We start from the raw sequence: 21,084 nt of genomic DNA on the forward strand, positions 1-21,084 counted from the left end.
AGAGATTAGCCTGTGCCGTCGTCGCGGCCGTTGCCCGGCATGGGGAGACCCGGCGTCCGGGCCGGGCCGTGCGGGGCGCCGCGTGAGGGCGTGACGGCCCTGGTCGGTGTCGGTCCGGTCGCGTACGGTGAAGTCATCCGTCAAGCACTCCCCCAGGTGCGCCCTCCCCCGCCCCGTCCCACGAACAGGAGACCCTGGTGCCGGTCCTCCCTGGAGCCGAGCCGTTCCGCCACGAGGGCGGAGAGGTCGGCGTCCTCCTCTGCCATGGCTTCACCGGATCCCCGCAGTCGCTGCGCCCCTGGGCCGACTATCTCGCCGAGCGCGGACTGACGGTCTCGCTGCCGCTGCTGCCCGGCCACGGCACCCGCTGGGAGGACATGGCGGCCACCGGCTGGCAGGACTGGTACGCGGAGGTGGACCGGGAGCTGCGGGTCCTCACCGAGAAGTGCGAGCAGGTCTTCGTCTTCGGGCTGTCCATGGGCGGCGCGCTGTCCCTGCGGCTCGCGGCCAAGCACGGAGACGCGATCAGCGGTCTGGTGCTGGTGAACCCGGCCAACAAGGTGCACGGCCTCTCGGCGTACGCACTGCCGGTCGCCCGCCACCTCGTCCGTACGACGAAGGGGCTGGCCGACGACATCGCGCTGCCCGGCTCCCACGAGGTGGGGTACGACCGCGTCCCGCTGCACTGCGCCCACTCGGTGCGGAAGTTCTTCCGGCTGGTCGACGGGGAGCTGCCCCAGGTGACCCAGCCGGTGGTGCTGCTGCACAGCCCGCAGGACCATGTCGTGCCGCCCGCCGACAGCGCGCGGATCCTCAGCCGGATCTCCTCCACGGATGTTTCCGAGATCCTGCTGGAACAGAGCTACCACGTGGCGACGTTGGACCATGATGCGGAGCGGATCTTCGATGAGAGCTACCGGTTCATCGGCCGTCTCGCACCGAACGTCGGGATGAAGGGGAGCACGTCCGGTGGCTGAGCACGACGCGGATCGCACAGGCAGCGACGAGGAGCGCGAACCGCGCCCCACGGAGCCGGCGGCCGTCCCGGAGGGGACGAAGCCGGCGGGGGCCGAGGGAGCGGAGCAGGAGCGGGCGGTCGACGAGGACGCGGCGTGGGCCGCGATCGTCGCGGGGTACGGGGAGGAACCGCCGGACCCGCCGGGCGCCAAGCCGTTCAAGTCCATCGAGGACCTGGCCCTGCTGGAGGACGACCAGCGCAATGTGACGGGGTCCGGCGACGGTCCGGCCGGTGACCCGGCGGACAAGGGGTCCGGCAAGACGCCCCCGAAGCCGTCGGAGAAGAAGCCGCTGGGCAGCTCGGTGGTCTTCGCGCCCGGCGTCGCGGGCCCGCGTGACTACGAGCTGCCCGAGTCCAAGGACGACGGCATCGACCAGCCGGACGACGGGGACGAGGGCCACTTCGTGCCCCCGGAGCCGCCGCCGCTGCCGGAGGCCGACGTCACGGCGAAGTTCGCCTGGCTCGCGGTGATCGGCGGGCCGGTGCTGATGCTGATCGCGGTGCTGCTCCAGTGGGAGATGACGTGGTGGCTCACCACGATCTGCATCGGCGGCTTCCTCGGCGGCTTCGCCACCCTGGTGGCCCGGATGCCGAGCGACGACGATGACGACACCTTCGGCGACCCGGGGCGGGGCGCGGTCGTGTAGCTCACCGCGTGGCAGGCACTCTGAGGGCGGCCAGGACCGGCAGATGGTCCGTGGCCGCCCTCAGGTCTGTGTCACTGACCCCGGGGAGCCCGGCCGGCACCCCGCAGCCGAGCACCTCGATGCCCGGGGTCGCGAAGACGGCGTCGATGCGCTTACGGGGCTCGTCGGGCGGGAACGTCAGCTCGCCGCCCCACGGGGCGACGGCCCGGCAGTCCTGGAGCGGCCCGGCCAGATGCCGGAACGCCTTCCCCGTCGGTACGTCGTTGAGATCGCCGCCCGCCACGGCGTGCTCCACGCCCATCGAGGCGAGCCGCTCCAGCAGCCGGCCGGCCTGGGCGAGGCGTTCGTCGCGCTGGAGGCTCAGATGGCAGCTCAGCACCCCGAGCCGGGCCCCGGCGATCCGGACGACGGCGGTGGCGAAGCCCCGGCGGTGCAGGCCGGGGGTGAGGGGCAGCAGGACGTCCTCGGTGCGCTCGACCCGTGCGCGCAGCGAGCACAGCAGCAGAGGCCCGGCGGCGGTGGCCCCGCCGCTCAGCACCACCAGGTCGCTGCTCCTGGCGAGCCGGGCGGCGGCCTTGCGCCAGCGGAAGAAGCGCGGGGCCTCCTGGACGAGGACCAGATCGGGTGCGCAGGCGCGGATGACGCGGGCCAGGGCGGCGGTGTCGTCGTGCATCGAGCGGACGTTGTAGCTCAGCACCCGGATCACGGCTGAACCGTCCGGCTCGGTACGGGAGTCGGGCAGCGGCGTCAGGACCATGCGGCCCACGATACGGCGGACGCCCGCCGCTGCCCCGGAGGGCGGCGGCGGGCGTCCGAAGGCGTCGTGCCGTACCGGACTCAGCCCTGGCGGGCCAGGTCGGCCGCGCCCACCAGCCCTGCCTTGCCGCCGAGTTGCGCAGCGAGCACCTGGGCGTGCGGGCGCCATTCGCCGCCGATCAGCCAGCGCCGGAACGACTTGCGGATCGGGTCGAGGACTAGCTCGCCCTCGTCCGAGACGCCGCCGCCGACGATGAAAGCGGACGGGTCGAACAGCGAGGCGAGGTCGGCCAGTCCGGCGCCGGCCCAGCGGGCCAGCTCGCGGAACGAGTCGGTGGCCACGGGGTCGCCCTGGCGGGCGGCCTCGCTGATGTGCTTGCCCTCGATACCGTCCACCGAGCCGTCGCCGAGGCCGAGCAGCACGGCGGCGTTCTCGGGGGTGGCGTTGGCGCGCTGCTTGGCGTACCGGACGAGGGCGCGGCCGGAGGCGTACTGCTCCCAGCAGCCCTGGCTGCCGCAGCCGCAGAGCAGACCGTCCGGGACGACCCGGATGTGGCCGAACTCGGCGGCCACGCCGAAGCGTCCGCGGCGCAGCTTGTTGCCGATGATGATGCCGCCGCCGAGGCCGGTGCCGAGCGTGATGCAGATGACGTCGTCGTGACCCTGGCCGGCCCCGAAGCGGTACTCGCCCCAGGCCGCGGCGTTGGCGTCGTTCTCGACGACGACGGGCAGACCGACGCGCTGCTCGACCTTGTCCTTGAGCGGCTCGTGACGCCAGTTGATGTTCGGTGCGAACAGGACGGTGGCGCGCTTGTCGTCGACGTAACCGGCGGCGCCGATGCCGACGGCCTCCACGTCGTGGCCCTCGCTCGCCCCGGCGACCGCCGCGCAGATCGCGTCGACGATGCCTTCGGCCGTCGGCGGGGTCGCCACCTTGAACGTCGAGAGGATCCGGCCCTCTTCGTCGACCACTCCAGCCGCGATCTTCGTGCCGCCGATATCGACGCCGATGGTGAGTCCCATGAATCCCTCAGTTTCGGTCGAGCCCCGCTAAGGCCAACCGTACCCGAGGCCGCGCCCGGTACCGGCCGGAGCCGGTCAGTCCAGGTCGATCCGTTCGGTGCCGGAAGGGCCCTCGTCGCGGGGGTCGGACGGGTCGTCGGCGGCCTTCTTCGAGGGGCCTGAACCGCCCGACGCGCCCTCGGTGGTGCGGGTCCAGCGGCTCTCCTGGCCCTCGACCGCGGAGCGGTAGGCGGCCAGCAGTTCGTTGCCCGCCGCGGCGAGGTGGTCGAAGACCTGCGGGTTGCGTTCGATGACCGGTTCGACGGCGGACCTCGCCTGCCGGATGGCCTGCTGGACCGCGCCCTGGGCGGCGACGCCGAGCAGCGGGGTCTGGAGCGAGGAGACCTTGTCGGCGACGGCGTCGACCAGCTTGCGCAGCTCCTCGGCGGCGGATCCGGGCGGCGGGCCGTACTGCGCGCGGCGGCGGGCCTTCTCGGCCGCGAGGTCCTCGGCGCAGGCGTCGGCCCACGCGTCGCCGTCGACGGGACGATCGGTGGCTTCACTCATGGCGGACTCCTGCGACGCGGGCGGCCGACGGTCGGCCTGCGGTTCACGTACTACCGACGTTACCCGAACGGCCGCACGGCGTTCAGGAGGTACGCGGCCACAGGGCCGGGTCCGGGGTGAACCGCACCCGCAGCACCCCGTCGGCCAGGGCCGCGCCGGAGACGGTGCAGCGGCGCAGCGCGGAGGCGATCCGCACGATCCGGTGGAAGGGGCCGACGGTCAGGAGCAGTTCGTCGCCCCGGCGGACCAGGCGCAGGTCCTCCTTGACGGCCCCCGGCAGCGGCAGGCACCAGGCGATGGTCGTGGTCCCGTCCTCGGCGTCCTGCTCCTCCTCGGTCCACCAGGGGTCGCCGGCCCGGCCGGGCGTCCGGTCGTCGGGGGCGGGGATCCCCAGCGCGGCCAGGTCCCCCACGCCCTCGGGGTCGCGGCCCGGGTGGGCGGCCTCGTGCACGGGGAGGTCCGGGGCAAGGTCCTGGCGCCAGTGGTCCAGGCACTTCTCCTGCTGGGCGGCGAGCGCGGCGAACCAGGGGTCCGAGGAGTGCCGGGGCAGTACGCGGGAGGCGACCAGCAGATCGGCGGTCAGCCCGTACAGGGCGAGGCCGGTCCGGGCGGTGCGCAGGGCGTCCTCGGCGGCCGGGCGGGGCTCGGCGACCAGCCGGAGCGTGGTGGCCTCGTCCTCGATGAGGGCCTGGACCGCCGCCAGCTCCTCGTCCTTGCGGGCGGCGGCCTCGTACAGCCACTGCGCGGGCATCGGGACCCCGGCGAGCTGGGCGAGGACGGGGCGCAGGGCACGGGCGGCCTGGCGTTCGGCGGGGAGCAGCCGGCGCAGATAGCGGCGGAGCTGTTCGGGGAGGGCGAGCAGGGCCAGGGCCTCGGTCAGCGGCGGGAGGTCGACGACGAGGGTGTCGTAGCCGGACAGGTCGCCCGCCACGGCCCGGCGCAGGGTGTGCAGCAGGGCGAGCTGCGGGGAGCCGGGGAGTTCGGTGAGCTCCTCGCCGTCGAGCCGGCCCGCGCCGAGCAGGTCGAGGACGCCGGAGGCGCGGTTCTGCAGCTCGGTGAGTTCGGCGCGGAAGTGCTCGCCGGAGTCGATGCGGACGTGGTCGAGGCGGTCGGTGACCGGGGTGGGTCCGGTGGCGGCCGGGAGGCCGGGTATGGCCTCGGCGGAGAGCAGCAGGGTGCGGCTGCCGTCGTCGGCGGCGGCCAGTGCGGTGGCCGCCGCGACGGTGGTACGGCCCGCGCCGCCGGGGCCGGTGACCAGGACCGTACGCATGTCGCTCAGGCCTGGGGGGCGGACTCGACGCGCTTCTTCAGACCGGCGAGGGCGCGGTCGATGATGACCTTCTCGGCCTTGCGCTTGATCATGCCGAGCAGCGGGATCTTGACGTCGACGGCGAGTCGGTAGGTGACCTCGGTGCGCTCGCCGCCGGCGACGGGGGTGAGGGCGTAGGTGCCGTCCAGGGAGCGCAGCATCTGGGACTTGACGAGGCTCCAGCTGACCTCGTTCTCGCCGGTCCAGGTGTAGGCGAGGACGTGGTCGTCCTTGATCGCCCCGGCGTCCAGGACGAGGCGGACCTGCTCGGCGCGGCCCTGGTCGTCGGTGGAGAGGACCTCGGCCTCCTTGACCTCGCCGGTCCACTCCGGGTAGCGGGCGAAGTCGGCGATCACGCCCATGACGTCGGCCGGTGCCGCCTCGATCGTGATGCTCGAGCTGGTGTGTTCAGCCATCGCCGTGGCCCTCCAGTGCGGTGATACCGGTCGCTGTCGGCAGGAGCCTGCCGCTGTGCAGGCTATCGCGTGCCCGGGGCGCTCCGGTCCACGGCCCGGGCTCCCGCGCTCACCAGGTCAGCGCCCAGGGCGTTCCCGTCGACGCGAAGTGGCCGACGTTGACGCACTCGGTGGTACCGATACGCATCCGGCGGACCAACGGCTGGTGTACATGGCCGAAAAGCGCGTATCGGGGGCGGGTGGTGCGGATCGCGTCCAGCAGGGCGGTGCTGCCGCGTTCGAAGCGGCGGGCGACGGTGTCGTAGGTCAGCTCGGGCACCTCGGGCGGGATGTGCGAGCAGAGGACGTCGACCGGGCCGAGCGCCTCGACCTTGGCGGCGTACTCCTCGTCGCTGATCTCGTACGGGGTGTTCATCGGGGTCCTGAGGCCGCCGCCGACGAAGCCGAAGACGCGGCCGCCGATCTCGACGCGTTCGCCGTCGAGGACGGTGGTGCCGGGGCGTGCGTACTCGGGCCAGAGGCGGGGGACGTCGACGTTGCCGTAAGTGGCGTACGTCGGGGTGGGGAAGGCCGCGAAGAGTTCGGCGTACTGCTTGCGTACGGCGCCGAGGATCTCGGTGTTGCGGTCGCGGCCGGCCCACAGCTCGCGGCCGAAGGCGCGGGCCTCGTCGTAGCGGCGGGCGGTGCGCAGGGCGACGATGCGGCTCGCGTTCTCCTCGCCGAACAGGTCGGGGAAGATGCCGCGCGAGTGGTCGGCGTAGTCGAGGAAGAGCACCAGGTCACCGAGGCAGATCAGCGCGTCGGCGCCGTCCCCCGCGCGGGCCAGGGCTTCGGTGTTGCCGTGCACGTCGCTGACCACGTGGATCCGGGTCGGCCTGGTGGCCGGTCCCCGGCTGTCCGGTTCGCTACCTCGCATGCGATCACCCTAGAGTGCCCCTCCGGCCCCTGGTAGACCCTCCGGACCTGCGGTTACTTCCACGTCGGGAGGGCAGTGCACTACTGTGCGCGAAAGGGCCACCCGCATGTGTGATGCATAAGACATCTGGCCGGAACCCCCTATCCGGAACCGAGTACCGGTGGGTAACGTCCGGGCAGTCCAGTCGTGCTCACCCCACTGAGCACCCGCCATTCTTGGACCGCAGCCGGTGCGTCACACAGAGCCGTGGCACCGGAGCCCGATGAGGAGCAGCAGTCTTGCGCGAGTTCAGCCTTCCGGCCCTGTACGAGGTCCCGACGGACGGCAACCTGACGGATCTCATCCGCCGCAATGCCGCTCAGCATCCCGAAGTCGCGGTGATGAGCCGCAAGGTGGCGGGCGTCTGGACGGACGTCAGCGCCACCCAGTTCCTGACCGAGGTCAGAGCCGCCGCCAAAGGGCTGATCGCCTCGGGTGTGCAGCCCGGCGACCGGGTCGCCCTGATGTCGCGCACCCGTTTCGAGTGGGTGCTGCTGGACTTCGCCATCTGGAGCGCGGGCGCGGTGACCGTGCCGGTGTACGAGACCAGCTCGGCCGAGCAGGTGCAGTGGATCCTCGGTGACTCCGGAGCGGTGGCGGTGCTGGTGGAGAGCGACGCGCACGCCGCGGCCGTGGCCTCCGTACGGGACTCCCTGCCGGAGCTGGCGCACGTCTGGCAGATCGACGCGGGCGCCGTGGACGCGCTCGGCAAGACGGGTGCCGAGGTCTCCGAGGAGACCATGGACCTGCGGATGGTCAGCGCCAAGGCGGACGACCCGGCGACGATCGTCTACACCTCGGGCACCACGGGCCGTCCGAAGGGCTGTGTGCTCACCCACCGCAGCTTCTTCGCGGAGTGCGGCAACGTGGTGGAGCGGCTGAAGCCGCTGTTCCGTACGGGCGAGTGCTCGGTGCTGCTGTTCCTGCCCGCCGCGCACGTCTTCGGCCGGCTGGTCGAGGTGGCCTCGGTGATGGCCCCGATCAAGCTGGGCTGCGTGCCCGACATCAAGAACCTCACCGACGAGCTGGCCTCGTTCCGGCCGACGCTGATCCTGGGTGTGCCCCGGGTCTTCGAGAAGGTCTACAACGCGGCCCGCGCCAAGGCGCAGGCGGACGGCAAGGGCAAGATCTTCGACCGGGCCGCCGACACGGCGATCGCCTACAGCCGGGCGCTGTCCACTCCCCAGGGCCCGACGCTGGGCCTGAAGCTCAAGCACAAGCTCTTCGACAAGCTGGTCTTCGGCAAGCTCCGCGCGGTGCTCGGCGGGCGGGGCGAGTACGCGATCTCCGGCGGCGCCCCGCTGGGCGAGCGGCTCGGCCACTTCTACCGGGGTATCGGCTTCACGGTCCTGGAGGGCTACGGCCTGACCGAGTCGTGCGCGGCCACCGCGTTCAACCCGTGGGACCGGCCGAAGATCGGCACGGTCGGCCAGCCGCTGCCCGGTTCGGTCGTGCGGATCGCGGACGACGGCGAGGTCCTGCTCCACGGCGAGCACCTGTTCACCGGTTACTGGAACAACGAGGCGGCCTCCGCCGAGGCGCTGGCCGACGGCTGGTTCCACACCGGGGACATCGGCACGCTCGACGAGGACGGCTACCTCGCGATCACCGGCCGCAAGAAGGAGATCATCGTGACGGCGGGCGGCAAGAACGTCGCCCCGGCCGTCATCGAGGACCGGATCCGCGCGCACGCCCTGGTCGCCGAGTGCATGGTGGTCGGCGACGGCCGCCCGTTCGTCGGCGCGCTGGTCACCCTCGACGAGGAGTTCCTGAGCCGCTGGGCCGAGGAGAACGGCAAGCCGGCCGGCTCGACGGCCCTGTCGCTGCGCGAGGACGCGGAGCTGCTGGCCGAGGTGCAGCGGGCGGTGGACGACGGCAACGCGGCGGTCTCCAAGGCGGAGTCGGTGCGCAAGTTCCGTATTCTGCCCACCCAGTTCACCGAGGATGCGGGCCACATCACCCCGTCGCTGAAGCTGAAGCGGAACGTGGTGGCGAAGGACTTCGCGGACGAGGTGGAGTCGATCTACCGCGCCTGAGGGTACGCCGAAGGGGCCCGCGCTTCTCGAGAAGCGCGGGCCCCTTCGCGTACGGCACAGAGGGCGGCGGCGCGGCGGGCGTCAGCCCCGACCGGCCGCCCCCCGTACGGTCACAACAGCGTCTTCAGCTTCTCCGCCAGCAGGTCCCAGCGCCACTTCTCCTCGACCCAGGCCCGGCCGCGCTCCCCCATCCGCTGCCGCAGCTCCGGGTCGCCGAGCAGCGTGACGATCCGGTCCGCCGACTCCTCGGGGCTGCCGCCACGCACCACCCAGCCGGTCTCGCCGTCCAGTACCGCGTCCGGGGCGCCCCCGGAGTCACCGGCCACCACGGGCAGCCCGGTCGCGGACGCCTCCAGGTAGACGATGCCCAGGCCCTCCACGTCCAGCCCGCCGCGCCGGGTCCGGCAGGGCATCGCGAAGACGTCCCCGGCCCCGTAGTGCGCGGGCAGTTCCGCCCAGGGCACGGGCCCGGTGAACCGCACCGAGTCCGCCACCCCGGTCTCCTCGGCCAGCCGCTCCAGGTCCTTGGCGTACGGCCCGCCGCCGACGATCAGCAGCACCGCGTCCGGAATCCGCGCCAGGATCGCGGGCATGGCCAGGATCAGCGTGTCCTGGCCCTTGCGGGGCACCAGCCGCGAGACGCAGACGACCACCGGGCGGTCGGTCAGCCCGAGGCGGGCCCGGACCCGGTCGCCGCCGGAGCCCGGGTGGAAGGTCTTCTCGTCGACGCCGGGCGGCAGTTGGACCATGCGGCCGGCCGCGTCGGGGGTGAGCGCGGCGGCGATCCGGGAGCGGGTGTACTCACCGAGGTAGGTGATCGTGTCCGTGCCTTCCCCGATCCGGCGCAGCAGCTGCCGGGACGCGGGCAGTTGCGCCCAGCCCGCCTCGTGGCCGTGGGTGGTGGCCACCAGCCGCCTCGCGCCCGCGCGGCGCAGCGCCGGGGCCATCAGGCCGAGCGGGGCGGCGGCGCCGAACCAGACGGAGGTGCAGCCGTGTTCGCGCAGCAGCTCGGTGGCCCGGCGGGTGACGCGCGGGGTCGGCAGCAGCATCGTCGTCCGGTCGCGGACCACGGGGTACGGCTGCTCGGCGTCGAAGGCGGCGGTGGCCGCCGCGCCCTCCTCGCCGCGCTTCCAGGTGGAGGCGTAGACGACGACCCTCTCGGGATCCAGCCGCAGCGCCATGTTGTGCAGGAACGCCTGGATGCCACCGGGGCGGGGCGGGAAGTCGTTGGTCACGATCAAGGTCTTGTCCATCGCCGCCGACAGTACCGAACGGCCGCGCTTCACCGCTCACACGCTCTGCCGACGGCATCATGAACGGCCGGAGGGGGCGGCCGGGGACGAGCGACGACGAGGGCGGCGATGACGACGGGACGAGCACCCACCGGCACCGGACCGTGGCCGTACGCGGTCTGGGCGTTGACCCGCGGCTGGCTGCTGGCCTGCGTGTTCAAGGTGGTCACGGTGGCCGGCCCGGACGTCACGGTGGACGTCTCGGTGATCTACCGGGGCTGGTACGAGGTCCTGCTGACCGGCACGTACCCGCTGGAGGACGTCACCTGGCAGTACCCGCCCGGGGCGGCCCTGGCGATCCTCTCCCCCGCCCTGCTGCCGTCCTGGGAGTACGCGACCGCGTTCTTCGTGCTGGTGCTGGTCTGCGACGCGCTGGTGCTGGGGCTGCTGCTGTACGCGGGGCGGCGGCCGGGGATGCGGGCGGCGGGTGCCTGGGCGTGGGTCGTGGGGGTGCCGCTGCTGGGCCCGACGGTCTACGCCCGCTACGACCTGATGGTGACGGCGGTCGCGGTGGCGGCGCTGCTGGCGGGGGTGCGGAGGCCGCGGGCGCTGGGGGCGCTGGCCGCGTTCGGCGCGCTGCTGAAGGGGTGGCCGGTGCTGGTGCTGGCGGGGGTGCGGAAGGGGCGTCCGACGCGCGCCGCGTGGTCCTCGGCCGCGCTGGCGGGGGCGGGTCTCGCGGCGGCGTTCGCGCTGTGGATGCCCGGGGCGTTCGCGTTCCTGGCCTTCCAGCGGGACCGGGGCACCGAGGTCGAGTCGCTGGGGGCGCTGGTCTTCCACATCGCCCGGCAGTTCGGCTGGGCTGGGCGGGTGGAGCTGCGCTACGGCTCGATGGAGTTCGTCGGGCCGCACGTGGAGCTGGTGTCGACGCTGGCGCTGGGGCTCGCGGTCCCGGCGCTGGGCTGGCTGCTGCTGTGGCGGCTGCGGGCGCGCCTCTTCGCGGTGCGCACCCCGGCCGAGGCGGCGTTCACGGCGGTGCTGCTGTTCACCGTGACCAGCCGGGTGATCAGCCCGCAGTACGTGGTGTGGCTGGTCGGTCTGGCCGCGGTGTGCCTGGCGTTCCGGGGGACGGCGATGGCCCTGCCCGCGGTCCTGGTGCTGGTGGCGGCGGGGGTGACGTTTCTGGAGTTCCCGATCGGCTTCGCAAGTGTGGTGGCGAGCGACGCGTGGGGCGTGACACTCCTGGTCGTACGGAACGGGCTGCTGGTGGCGGCCTCGCTGATCGCGGCGCGGCGGCTGTGGCGGTCGACGGTGCCGGGGAGGCCGGCGGGGCCGCGTGCGGAGGCCTCCCCGGGCGCGGCCGAAGGTCAGCCGAGCCGGGTGGCGAGGTAGTCGCGCCAGTCGGCGGTGAACTGCTCGGAGGTGGTGCCGAGCACCGCCCCCAGGGCCTTCTCCACCGCTCCCTCGCGCCCGTCGTGCGCGCCGACGGTCTCGTAGAAGGCGATCAGCTTCTCCTTGCCCCAGCGCTCGGCGATCAGCTCGCAGGCCAGCCAGCCGCCCTCGTACGCCCCCGCGAGCTTCGCCGGGTCGCCGTCGAAGCCGAAGTCCGGGTCGGCGGGGAGTTCGGCGGGGGTCCGGCCGCCGCGGACGGCCTCGGCCAGTTCGGGGGCGATGGTGTCGGCGGCGCGGTCCTCGCCCCGGTAGGCGGTCCAGTCGGCGAAGCCCTCGGAGAGCCAGACGGGCGTGGCGGTCGAGGTGCTGGCCCGGGTGGCGACATGGGTCGTCTCATGGGTCAGGACGATCCGCTGTCCGAAGCTGCCCAGGGTCGCGTACGCCTGCGGGTTGACGATGACCCGGTCGGCGATGGCGGGGCGTTCGCCGGTGCCTCCCACCTCGCCGGTGGTGACGGCGGCGATGCCCCGGTAGCTGTCCTCGGTCGAGCCGAGCAGCCCCGCCATGGACTCGACGGAGTCCGGGACGAGGACCACCACCCGGCGGTTCCAGGGGCGCGGCCAGGCGTCCGAGACGGCCGGCACGGCGAGGTCCACGGCGTCGGCGATCTGCCGCAGCTCCTCCTCGCCCCGTCCGACGCCCAGGACGATGCTGTGGGCGCCCTGGACGACGTCCACGTCCCCCTGCTGCCACAGCTGCCTGGAGGCGCCCTTGGCGGGCCGGTCCGCGGTGATGTACCAGCGGTCGCCGTCGCGCATCAGCTCCAGAACGCGGCGGGTGGCGACCGGGGCGGTGTCGTAGCCCTCGATCCGGTAACGCAGCTCCACCTCGGCGGTGGCCCACTGTCCGTCCTGCTCGGTGATGTCCTTGACGTCGTACGTCCACGACTTCAGCGGCACGTCGGCGAGCCGGTCCAGCTCGGTGCGCTGAGCGGCCCGCAGCTTCGCCGCGTCCGGGGCGAGGCCGTCGAGGTAGCCCGCCGGATCGCGGGCGAGGACGGCCGCGGCGCGGCGCTCCAGGGTGGCGTCGAGGGCCCCGGCGGTGAGGAGGGTGTCCGGGTCGGTGGAGGCCGTGCAGGCGGACGCGGTCAGGAGCGCGGCGAGCAGCAGGCCCGCCGCACGCCGCCGTCCCCGGGGGCCTCCCCCGCGCGCGTCACGTTCTCGTACGGCCACCCTGCCGATCGTACGGTCAGATCCGGGTGACGGAGGAGACGGGCATCATGCCGACCGGATCGTAGCGGACCGCGGCGCCCGGGTAGGGGGCGTGGATGACCTGGCCGTTGCCGACGTACATGCCGATGTGGCTGGCGTCCGCCCGGTAGGCGACGAGGTCGCCGGGCTGTGCCTGGGAGAGGGGCACCATGCGGCCCGCGTAGCGCTGGGCCTGGGAGGTGCGGGGCAGGCTCACCCCGGCCTGGGCGTAGGCCCACTGCATCAGGCCGGAACAGTCGAATCCGGAGGGCCCGTTGGCGCCCCAGACGTAGGGTTTCCCGAGCGCCTGGTGGACGGCGGCGACGGCGGACATGGCCCGGGCCGAGCCGGGGGCGACGCCGGAGAGGTCGGGCAGTGCTTCGCGGCCGGAGCGGGAGGCCCGGTCGAAGGAGGCGCGGTCCTCGGGCGGTAGCGAGGCGAGCAGCCGGCGGGCCTCGCGGAGCTTGGACTCGACGGCGCGCTTGTGCCGGCTGACGGCGGCCCGGTTGCGCTCCAGGTCGGTCAGGGCGCGGGTGGTCTCGGCGCGGTTCTGGGCGAGCCCCCGCTGCGCGTGCCGCAGTTTGTCCAGGGTCATCGCCTGGCGGGCGCCGGCCCGGTCGAGGGCGGCGGCCTGCTCCAGGTAGGTGTCCGGGTCGGCCGAGAGCAGCAGGGCGACCGACGGGTCGATGGAGCCGGTGCGGTACTGGGCGCCGGCCATCGCGCCGAGCGCGTTGCGCATCTCGTTGACGCGCTCCTGGCCCCGGGCCGTGGCGTCCTGGGCGCGGTCCGCCACACCGCGCAGCAGCTTCACGCGCTCCCCGGCCTCGTTGAACCGCTCGGTGGCCCGCTCGGCCTCCTCGTAGAGGCGGTCGACGGCGGCCTTGGCGCTCTCCCGGGTCTCCTTCGGATCGGCGCTCGCCGGGGCCCCGGTCAGGGTGGCGGCCGCGGTGGCGGCGGCCGCCGAGACGACCGTGACCCGGACGCCTCTGGTGAAGCCGGACTGTGTGCAACGGCGATGGGACACCACTGGTAGCCGCACTCCCTTCCGCTGACGCGGTGGTGCGCAGCCCCTGCCGCCCGGGCGGGCGGACGGAGTCCGGGAGCTGCGCAGCAGCCAGACAGTAATCGGACCGCTACCCGCCGGCCAAAGACCGCGCCGCGGTCGGAAGAGGGGCCCGCATGCCGCCGCCCCGCCGGTGACCTCGGTCTCCGGCGGGGCGGGGGCGTCAGCGTGGTGCGCGGCGATTCCCTCGTTCGGGCGTGCCGTGGCGCGCTGTGGGGCGCGGCCCGGTCAGATGCGGACGCCGAACTGGAAGGTGCCCAGGTAGTCCATCGACTCGTAGCGGACGACGGTGCCCGGCTTCGGGGCGTGCAGGACCTGGTTGTTGCCGGCGTAGAAGCCGACGTGCGACAGGCCGTTGAAGAAGACCAGGTCGCCCGGCTTGAGCTGGCTGCGGCCGATCCTGGTGCCGTCGTTCTGCTGGGTGTACGTGGTCCGGGTGATGTGGACGTTCGCCTGGGCGAAGGCCCACTGGGTCAGCCCGGAGCAGTCGTAGGAGTTGGGGCCCGAGCCGCCGGAGACGTACGGCTTGCCGATCTGCGTGGCGGCGGCGGCCAGGGCGGCGGCGCCGCGGTTGGACGCGGGGGCCTCGTTGCCGAGTTCGACCCGGTCGCTGGCGGCGCGGCTGGCGCGCTGCTCGTCCTGCTGCATCTTGGCCCGCTCGGCCTGCGTCAGCGTGTTGAGGAGCCGCTGGGCGTCGGCCAGCTTGCCCTGGTACTTCTTCTTGTTCTCGCCGAGCGCCTTGCGGACGTCGGCGAGGTCGCCGAGCTTGTCCTGGGCTTCCTTGCGCTGCTGGGCGAGGGTGCGCTGCTTGGACTGGATCTTCTGCAGCGCCTCGGTCTGCTTGACCGTCAGCTGGTCGAGCGCGGAGGCCTGGTCCAGGAAGCTGTCCGGGTCCGAGGCGAGGAAGAGGGCGACCGAGGGGTCGATGCCGCCGGAGCGGTACTGCGCGGTGGCGATCGAACCCAGCTCGGAGCGGAGCGTGTTGAGCTCGGCCTGTCCGCGGGCGACCTTGTCCTGGAGCGCGTCGACTTCCTTCTTCAGGTTGTCCTGCTGCTCCTTGGCGCCGTTGTACTTCTCGGTGGCGGCCTCGGCCTCGTGGTAGAGCTTGTCGACCTTCGCCTTGACCTCGCTCTTGCTCGGCTTGGGGTCGGCGTGGGCGGCCTGGGAGGTGAGGGCCACGGCCGCGGCGGCGGTAGCGGTGAGCACGGTCACGCGGGTGCGGCTCGGCTGCTTGGGACGACGGTGGGACGCCACGAAGGCGAGCTCCTTCTTCCTCAGAGCCGCCTACCGGGCTTGTGGGGGACAGAATCCCCGGCTCCGTGCACATGACGGACTCGGCGGTTCCTTCGCCGTCACCCCCAATGGGTGATCAACCGTGCGAAGGTTCGAGGCCTGACCCTAGTGACCATCTTGTGATCAGTTCAAATCCTCACAGGATTTTTCTCGTCACACCAGGCACTTCTTTACTCTCACCCCACCGCGTGTAGCGGCGACTTGACGGTACGTTCCCAGAAATCCGGCATGTCACACATGACACCCAAACCCCTTTAGACACGCGAAAGGCGCTTGAGGAGCAAGACGGACGCGACCGGCCGCGCCCCGGCCTTCGCCACACCGTCCGCCACCTCGCGGTCGGTGGAGACGACCACCACGGGCCGCCCCGGCGGTTCCGCGCGGGCCAGTTGACGGATCACCTCGTCCGCCGTGACCCCCGGCTTGCTGAACAGCACCCGTACGCCGCGCGGCGGGGCCAGCAGCACCGGGGCGGCCAGTTCGGCCCCGTCGAAGACACAGGTCATCTCGGCGCCGGTCTGGGCCGCGAGCACCGACAGCCCGCCCAGCAGCCGCAACCGCTGCTTCTCCAGCGGCATCTGGGGATAGCCGGTCTTGGTGACGTTGTAGCCGTCCACGATGAGATGCGCCTGCGGCAGGGCCAGCAACTGGTCCAGCAGCGCCGGATCGGTCTCCGAAAGGGCGCGCGCGGCAATGTCCTTGGGCGACATCCGGCCCGGCTCCAGCGCGTCCACGGTGTCGGCGGGATGGGTCGTCGCCGGAGGAAGCGCCAGCTCCCGCCGGAGCCCCGAGGCCGCGTCCAGCACGGTGTCCAGGAGCAGCCGCAGCCGCATGTCCTCCACCGAGCGGCCCTCCCGGGCGGCCCGGCGGCTCGCCTCAAGGGCCGCCTCGGCCTCCCCCAACCGTGCTTTGAGCCGGCGCGACTCGCTCTCCACGGCGGAGAGCTGGGCGGCCGACTCGGCCCGTACGGTGTCGGTCTCGGCGGCGCTGCGGCGCAATGCCGCCTCGCCGCGCTTCACCTCGCTGAGCGCGCTCCGCAGCTTGCGGTGCAGCGACTCGGACTCCTTGCGGGCCGCCTCCAGCTCGGTGCGCAGCCGCTCGGTCTCGGTACGGGTGTGGGCGCGGGCCCGCTCCAGCTCCTCGCGCAGCTGGTCGCGTTCCCGACGGGTCTCCTCGTCGGCCCGTTCCGCGTCGGCGCGCTGGACCTCCTCACCGGCCGACTCGACCAGCTTGACCCAGCCGGCCGGGCGCAGCACGTAGGCGGCCGCGGCCACGTCGAGGGGGTCGGCGGCGGCAGGCGGCGCGCCCGCCTCCAGCGCACCGGTCAGCTCGGGCTGGGACTGGCCGAGCCGCTCACCGATGCGCTGCCGGAAGACGGCGTCGCTCTCCAGCGCGGCGGCCATCGCGTTCCCCGCGAACTTCGCCCGCCGGGTCGGGGTGAACCGGGCGTACTGCCGTAGCTGGGCGGGCAGTTCGGCGACGGTCAGGGCGCCGAAGGCGTCCGAGACCAGCGCGATCACCCGCCGTCGCACACCCTCGGGCAGCGGACGGCCGAGCGCCTCTGCACCGCCGTCGGCCTCACCGGCCGGTCCGGCGCCGCTGGTCGGCTGATCCACCGTCCGTCACCCCATAGATATGTCGAAGGGTGCGCTCCCTCAGGAAGCTGCACCCGGCCTGTCCACCAGTTCGATCTGGTCCACCGCGTTGCACCAACGACAGCGGACCGACTCGATGGTCTCACTGACGACCTCCCGCTCCTCGACACTCGACTCACCGGCCAGGTCGAGGTGCACGTACTCCACGACCTTGGAGGAGCGGGTCACGTCGAAGCGCGTGAGGTTGCCGCACAGGGTGCAGCGCCAGCGGGTCGAGTCCGTCGGCAGGGGAACCGTCGTCATCGTTAGCGTCCTCTTTCGTCGTCTCCGGGAGCCCGCGCCGGGCGCGCCGCCGCGACTCCACCTGTCTACGTCAAGGATCTCGCGGTGCGCCGTCGAACTGCGGAAGTCCTGGCGTAACCCTACGGCCTCGCGTATAGGCATGGGCACGGCGAGGCGCTCCGTCCCCTTCTCGACCGGTACGTCATGCTCTGTACATGATCGAGTGGCGGCAGGCCGACTGGCGGACCACGGCCGGCAGGATCCGGGACGCGGCGGTGGGAAGCGGCGCCCCGGTCACGTACGGGCTGATCGGCGTCTGCGGGGTGGTCTTCCTGATCAGCCCGCTCTCCGGGTTCGGGGGCGCCGCCCACCGGAGCGAGGAGGCGCTGCTCACCGCGCAGGCCGCGTACTTCGAGCGGTGGGGGGTGATCCCCGCCGAACTGTGGGAGGGCTCCGCGCACGCCCTGATCACCCCGTTCACGGCGCTGTTCGTGCACGGCAGCTGGCTGCACCTGCTGGGGAACCTGCTGTTCCTGTACGTGTTCGGCGCGATGGCCGAGGAGCGCATGGGGCGGGTGCGGTTCGCGCTGTTCTACGTGGGCTGCGGCTATGTGGCGCTGGTCTGCTACGCGGCGGCGCACGCGGACTCCGAGCAGACGCTGGTCGGGGCGTCGGGGGCGATCTCGGCGGTGCTGGGCGCTTTCCTGTACCTCTTCCCCAAGGCCCGGGTGACCAGCCTGTTCCCGTTCCTCTTCTTCCTGCCTCTGCGCTTTCCCGCCTGGATCGTGCTGATCTTCTGGTTCGTCCTCCAGTGGGCGGCGGCGCAAGGGGCGGAGGCGGGGCCCGGCGTGGCGTATCTGGCGCATGTGGCCGGGTTCGCGGCGGGGTTCCTCTGCGCCTGGGTGGGCTATGGGCGGAGAGCTAGAGTGAAGGTTCCAGCCACCGAGGGAGACAGCCAGCCGTGATCACCGCGATCGTGCTCATCAAGACCAGTGTGGACCGGATTCCGGAGATCGCCGAGGCCATCGCCGCGCTGGACAGTGTCAGCGAGGTCTTCTCCGTCACCGGCACCTACGACCTCATCGCCATGGTCCGGGTCGCCCGCCACGACGACCTCGCCGATGTCATCCCCGGCCGGATCAGCAAGATCCCGGGTGTCGAGGGCACGGACACCCATGTGGCGTTCCGTACGTACTCCCAGCACGACCTGGAAGCGGCGTTCGCCATCGGTCTCGACGCGTAACTCCGGACGTACGCCGGCCGGGGACGGGCAGCGCTCCCGTCCCCGGCCGAGGTGTTCTCAGGCCTCAGGCCTGCGCCGCCTCGCCCCGGTCCGGGACGCAGCGGCCGTCCTCCGTGCGGTACTTCCACTGGGCGCCCTCGCGGACCAGCTCGGTCACCGCGCGCAGGAAGCGCTCGATGTGCTCGTCGGGCGTGCCGGCCCCGAAGCTGACCCGGATGGCGTTGAGCGACCGCTCGCCCGGCTCGGCCTCGGGGGCGCCGCACTCCCCCGGCTCCTGCGGGTCACTGCCGAGGAGGGTGCGCACGAGCGGGTGGGCGCAGAAGAGACCGTCGCGCACCCCGATGCCGTACTCGGCGGAGAGGGCGGCGGCGAAGTGCGAGCTGTTCCAGCCGCGCACCACGAAGGAGATGACGCCGACCCGGGGCGCGTCGTCGCCGAACAGCGAGAGCACCCGCACCTCGGGGACCTCGGCGAGCCCTTCGCGGACCCGGGACACCAACTCCTGCTCGCGGGCGACCAGGTTGTCGAAGCCCGCCTCGGTGAGGGCCTTGCAGGCGGAGGCGATGGAGTAGACGCCGATGACGTTGGGCGAACCGGCCTCGTGGCGGGCGGCCGTGGTGTGCCAGTCGACGTCCACGCCGCCGTCGGCGCGCCGGGCGACCTTGCGGGACGCGCCGCCGCCGGCGAGGTACGGGTCGGCGGCCTGGAGCCAGTCGGCGCGGCCGGCCAGGACCCCGGAGCCGAAGGGCGCGTACAGCTTGTGGCCGGAGAACGCGACCCAGTCGACGTCCAGTTCGGCGATGTCGACGGGGTGGTGCGGGGCCAGCTGCGCGGCGTCCAGGACGATGCGGGCGCCGTGGGCGTGGGCGGTGGCGGCCAGTTCCCGCACGGGCCACAGCTCGCCGGTCACGTTGGAGGCGCCGGTGACGCAGACGAGGGCGGGGCCGTAGGGGTCGCGGTCGGCGAGCGCGCGCTCCAGGCTCTCGACGGCCCGGCCCGGGGTGCGGGGGGCGTCGAGGTAGGTGACCTGGGCGTCCCGCCAGGGCAGCAGGGACGCGTGGTGCTCGGTCTCGTACACGAAGACCTGGCAGTTCGCGGGGAGCGCGGCGGCCAGCAGGTTGAGGGAGTCGGTGGTGGAGCGGGTGAAGACCACCTGGTCCTCGGCACGGCAGCCGAGGAACTCGGCGACGGTGCGACGGCTGTTCTCGAAGAGGTCGGTGGAGAGCTGCGAGAGGTAGCCGGCGCCGCGGTGGACACTGCCGTAGTACGGGGCGTACGCGGCGATGTCGTCCCAGACCCGCTGGAGGGCGGGGGCGCTGGCGGCGTAGTCGAGCGCGGCGTAGGTGACCTCACCGCCCGTGACGAGCGGAACGGTGACGTCCCGGCCCAGAACGGGCAGCGGGGCACAAACCGACGGGTCAAGGGCAGCGGTGGACACAGACATGGCGAACTCCCGTAACAGGCAGGCGAGATCAACGCGTCGACGGATACACGGCGGCGCGGAGAAGGAAGGAAAAGGGTGCGCTGAAGAAGGGCGGTCAGCTCAGGGCACGAAGATGCCCTGGGACGAGCCCTAGGGCCTGCCGTCACCTTCCCGTCGTCGCCCGAAGGGCGGCCAGGAGTCGCCCGGCAGACGGGAATGTGGCGCGACAGGCCCTAGCGCATTCGCTTGCTCACAAGAGGCTCCCTAGGGACCAGGACCCCGGGGGCTGGCATCCGCTGGATGCCGAGGGGCCCGCGCTTGCCGCAGACCTCGCTGCCTGCGGCCCGGTCTTCACCCGGGGCACCCCGCCACGGACGGAGGGTTGCCGGACAGCGGGCCGGGGCCGTAGTCGCTGTCACTCATGACCTGCGCAGCATCTTGCCATACGTAGGCACACGCGCAAGGGCGCAGTCCGGATTCCGGACTGCGCCCTGCCTCACACCGTGTGCGTCGGGGGTCGACCTCAGGCGTTGCTGGCCGCCACCCAGCGCTCCAGCGCCCGCTTGGCCGCCCCGGAGTCGATGGACTCGGCCGCCACCGCGATCTTCGCCGCGAGCTGCTCGGTCAGCGTGCCGGGGCCGGCGTCCAGGGCGACCAGGGCCGCCGCGGAGTTGAGCAGCACCGCTTCCCGCACCGCGCCCTCCTCGCCGTCCAGCAGGCGACGGGCCACATCGGCGTTGTACGAGGCGTCCGCGCCACGCAGCGCTTCGACGGGGACGATGGGCAGCCCGACGTCGCGCGGGTCGAACGCCTCCTCGCGGACCGCGCCGTCGCGCACCACCCAGACCCGGGAGGTGGCGGTGGTGGTCAGCTCGTCGAGGCCGTCGTCGCCGCGGAAGACGAGGGCGGAGTTGCCCCGGTCGGCCAGCACGCCCGCGACGATGGGCGCCATCCGGGCGTCGGCGACCCCGACGGCCTGGGAGCGCACCTGGGCCGGGTTGGTGAGGGGGCCCAGGATGTTGAACGTGGTCTGCGCGCCGAGCTCCTTGCGTGCCTTGGCGGCGTACCGCAGGGCGGGGTGGAACTTCACGGCGAAGCAGAAGGTGATGCCCGCCTGCTCGGCGACCTCGACCACCCGGCGCGGGGTCAGCTCCAGGTTGACGCCGAGCTTCTCCAGGACGTCGGAGGAGCCGCTCGCGGAGGACGCGGCCCGGTTGCCGTGCTTGACGACCTTGGCGCCGGTGCCGGCGATGACGATCGCGGACATGGTGGAGATGTTGACGGTCTTGGCCAGGTCGCCGCCGGTGCCCACGATGTCGACGGTTCGGCCGGGCACCTCGATGGTGTTGGCGTGCGCGTACATCGCGCGGACCAGGCCGGTGACCTCGTCGACGGTCTCGCCCTTGGCCCGCAGCGCCACGGCGAACCCGGCGATCTGCGCGTCGGTGGCCTCGCCGCTCATGATGCGGTCCATGGCCCAGGCGGTCTCCTCGGAGCTGAGGTTCTCGCCGCGCAGCAGGGGGTTCAGGAGGCCGGGCCAGGAGCGGTCCGCCACGCTGTCGCCGCCGTTCGGGGTCACAACGTTCATGGTCCGCTCCAGGGTCCACA

Annotated in this window: 20 protein-coding genes and 1 riboswitch; of the genes, 6 read left to right on the plus strand and 14 right to left on the minus strand. The window is 72.8% G+C overall.

Going from position 1 to position 21,084, the window contains the following annotated elements; translation table 11 throughout:
• Positions 1-197: 197 nt before the first annotated feature.
• The gene (locus CCZ36_RS07400) at positions 198-977 is read left to right on the plus strand and encodes an alpha/beta hydrolase (protein WP_010070450.1); all 780 of its coding nucleotides are present in this window, start codon (positions 198-200) and stop codon (positions 975-977) included.
• Entirely contained in the window at positions 970-1,665 is a 696-nt protein-coding gene (locus CCZ36_RS07405) for a hypothetical protein (RefSeq protein WP_128817251.1), read from the plus strand. The genes CCZ36_RS07400 and CCZ36_RS07405 overlap by 8 nt, the downstream gene beginning before the upstream one ends.
• A gap of 1 nt (position 1,666) precedes the next feature.
• On the opposite strand, the gene CCZ36_RS07410 is transcribed toward CCZ36_RS07405, so the two are convergent.
• From CCZ36_RS07410 to CCZ36_RS07435, 6 genes are all read right to left on the minus strand, one after another.
• Positions 1,667-2,422 (minus strand): endonuclease/exonuclease/phosphatase family protein, encoded by a 756-nt coding sequence (locus CCZ36_RS07410; RefSeq protein ID WP_069737764.1) that lies wholly within the window; start codon positions 2,420-2,422, stop codon positions 1,667-1,669.
• A gap of 80 nt (positions 2,423-2,502) precedes the next feature.
• Positions 2,503-3,444 (minus strand): ROK family glucokinase, encoded by a 942-nt coding sequence (locus tag CCZ36_RS07415; protein ID WP_069737763.1) that lies wholly within the window; start codon positions 3,442-3,444, stop codon positions 2,503-2,505.
• A gap of 75 nt (positions 3,445-3,519) precedes the next feature.
• Positions 3,520-3,990 carry a DUF5304 domain-containing protein gene (locus tag CCZ36_RS07420; protein WP_069737762.1) on the minus strand — a complete coding sequence of 157 codons (471 nt, stop codon included), beginning with the start codon at positions 3,988-3,990 and terminating at the stop codon, positions 3,520-3,522.
• A gap of 82 nt (positions 3,991-4,072) precedes the next feature.
• Complete coding sequence (locus tag CCZ36_RS07425) at positions 4,073-5,260, minus strand: ArsA family ATPase (RefSeq protein WP_128817253.1); 1,188 nt, start codon at positions 5,258-5,260, stop codon at positions 4,073-4,075.
• Between the two features lie 5 nt (positions 5,261-5,265).
• The gene (locus CCZ36_RS07430) at positions 5,266-5,715 is read right to left on the minus strand and encodes an SRPBCC family protein (RefSeq protein ID WP_069737760.1); all 450 of its coding nucleotides are present in this window, start codon (positions 5,713-5,715) and stop codon (positions 5,266-5,268) included.
• Positions 5,716-5,824: 109 nt separating this feature from the next.
• Positions 5,825-6,631: a metallophosphoesterase family protein gene (locus tag CCZ36_RS07435; protein ID WP_069737759.1), complete on the minus strand. Its 807-nt coding sequence runs from the start codon at positions 6,629-6,631 to the stop codon at positions 5,825-5,827.
• A 278-nt stretch (positions 6,632-6,909) separates the two neighbouring features.
• Between CCZ36_RS07435 and CCZ36_RS07440 the strand changes: the two genes are divergently transcribed.
• Positions 6,910-8,706 carry an AMP-dependent synthetase/ligase gene (locus CCZ36_RS07440; RefSeq protein ID WP_069737758.1) on the plus strand — a complete coding sequence of 599 codons (1,797 nt, stop codon included), beginning with the start codon at positions 6,910-6,912 and terminating at the stop codon, positions 8,704-8,706.
• Between the two features lie 110 nt (positions 8,707-8,816).
• On the opposite strand, the gene CCZ36_RS07445 is transcribed toward CCZ36_RS07440, so the two are convergent.
• A complete protein-coding gene (locus CCZ36_RS07445) occupies positions 8,817-9,959 on the minus strand; it encodes a glycosyltransferase family 4 protein (RefSeq protein WP_069737830.1) in 1,143 nt (380 codons plus the stop codon).
• Positions 9,960-10,067: 108 nt separating this feature from the next.
• Here CCZ36_RS07445 and CCZ36_RS07450 point away from each other — a divergent pair, with 108 nt between their 5' ends.
• Positions 10,068-11,327 carry a glycosyltransferase 87 family protein gene (locus tag CCZ36_RS07450; protein WP_128817255.1) on the plus strand — a complete coding sequence of 420 codons (1,260 nt, stop codon included), beginning with the start codon at positions 10,068-10,070 and terminating at the stop codon, positions 11,325-11,327.
• Here the strand turns inward: CCZ36_RS07450 and CCZ36_RS07455 are convergent.
• The 5 genes from CCZ36_RS07455 to CCZ36_RS07475 form a co-directional block, all read right to left on the minus strand.
• Positions 11,303-12,559: a hypothetical protein gene (locus CCZ36_RS07455; RefSeq protein ID WP_128817257.1), complete on the minus strand. Its 1,257-nt coding sequence runs from the start codon at positions 12,557-12,559 to the stop codon at positions 11,303-11,305. The two genes, CCZ36_RS07450 and CCZ36_RS07455, sit on opposite strands and share 25 nt — an antisense overlap.
• 16 nt (positions 12,560-12,575) lie before the next feature.
• Positions 12,576-13,604, minus strand: a complete 1,029-nt coding sequence (locus CCZ36_RS07460; RefSeq protein ID WP_069737756.1) for a C40 family peptidase — start codon at positions 13,602-13,604, stop codon at positions 12,576-12,578.
• 264 nt (positions 13,605-13,868) lie between these two features.
• Positions 13,869-14,894 carry a C40 family peptidase gene (locus CCZ36_RS07465; protein WP_069737755.1) on the minus strand — a complete coding sequence of 342 codons (1,026 nt, stop codon included), beginning with the start codon at positions 14,892-14,894 and terminating at the stop codon, positions 13,869-13,871.
• 293 nt (positions 14,895-15,187) lie between these two features.
• Positions 15,188-16,549 carry an NYN domain-containing protein gene (locus CCZ36_RS07470; RefSeq protein ID WP_069737754.1) on the minus strand — a complete coding sequence of 454 codons (1,362 nt, stop codon included), beginning with the start codon at positions 16,547-16,549 and terminating at the stop codon, positions 15,188-15,190.
• A 39-nt stretch (positions 16,550-16,588) separates the two neighbouring features.
• On the minus strand, positions 16,589-16,831 hold the full coding sequence (locus CCZ36_RS07475; RefSeq protein WP_003969643.1) for a hypothetical protein: 243 nt from the start codon (positions 16,829-16,831) through the stop codon (positions 16,589-16,591).
• 194 nt (positions 16,832-17,025) lie between these two features.
• Between CCZ36_RS07475 and CCZ36_RS07480 the strand changes: the two genes are divergently transcribed.
• Both CCZ36_RS07480 and CCZ36_RS07485 read left to right on the plus strand, forming a co-directional pair.
• Positions 17,026-17,775 (plus strand): rhomboid family intramembrane serine protease, encoded by a 750-nt coding sequence (locus tag CCZ36_RS07480; RefSeq protein ID WP_128817259.1) that lies wholly within the window; start codon positions 17,026-17,028, stop codon positions 17,773-17,775.
• The gene (locus CCZ36_RS07485) at positions 17,772-18,053 is read left to right on the plus strand and encodes an Lrp/AsnC family transcriptional regulator (protein WP_003969641.1); all 282 of its coding nucleotides are present in this window, start codon (positions 17,772-17,774) and stop codon (positions 18,051-18,053) included. Before CCZ36_RS07480 ends, CCZ36_RS07485 begins: the two co-directional genes overlap by 4 nt.
• A 64-nt stretch (positions 18,054-18,117) precedes the next feature.
• On the opposite strand, the gene CCZ36_RS07490 is transcribed toward CCZ36_RS07485, so the two are convergent.
• Entirely contained in the window at positions 18,118-19,497 is a 1,380-nt protein-coding gene (locus CCZ36_RS07490) for an aminotransferase class V-fold PLP-dependent enzyme (protein WP_128817261.1), read from the minus strand.
• Between the two features lie 288 nt (positions 19,498-19,785).
• A riboswitch (SAM riboswitch) is annotated at positions 19,786-19,903 on the minus strand.
• 96 nt (positions 19,904-19,999) lie between these two features.
• Positions 20,000-21,064 (minus strand): anthranilate phosphoribosyltransferase, encoded by a 1,065-nt coding sequence (gene trpD, locus CCZ36_RS07495; RefSeq protein ID WP_069737751.1) that lies wholly within the window; start codon positions 21,062-21,064, stop codon positions 20,000-20,002.
• Positions 21,065-21,084 lie beyond the last annotated feature (20 nt).

The sequence above is a fragment of the Streptomyces sp. S063 genome (genome assembly GCF_002832675.1).
Lineage (GTDB): Bacteria > Actinomycetota > Actinomycetes > Streptomycetales > Streptomycetaceae > Streptomyces > Streptomyces sindenensis.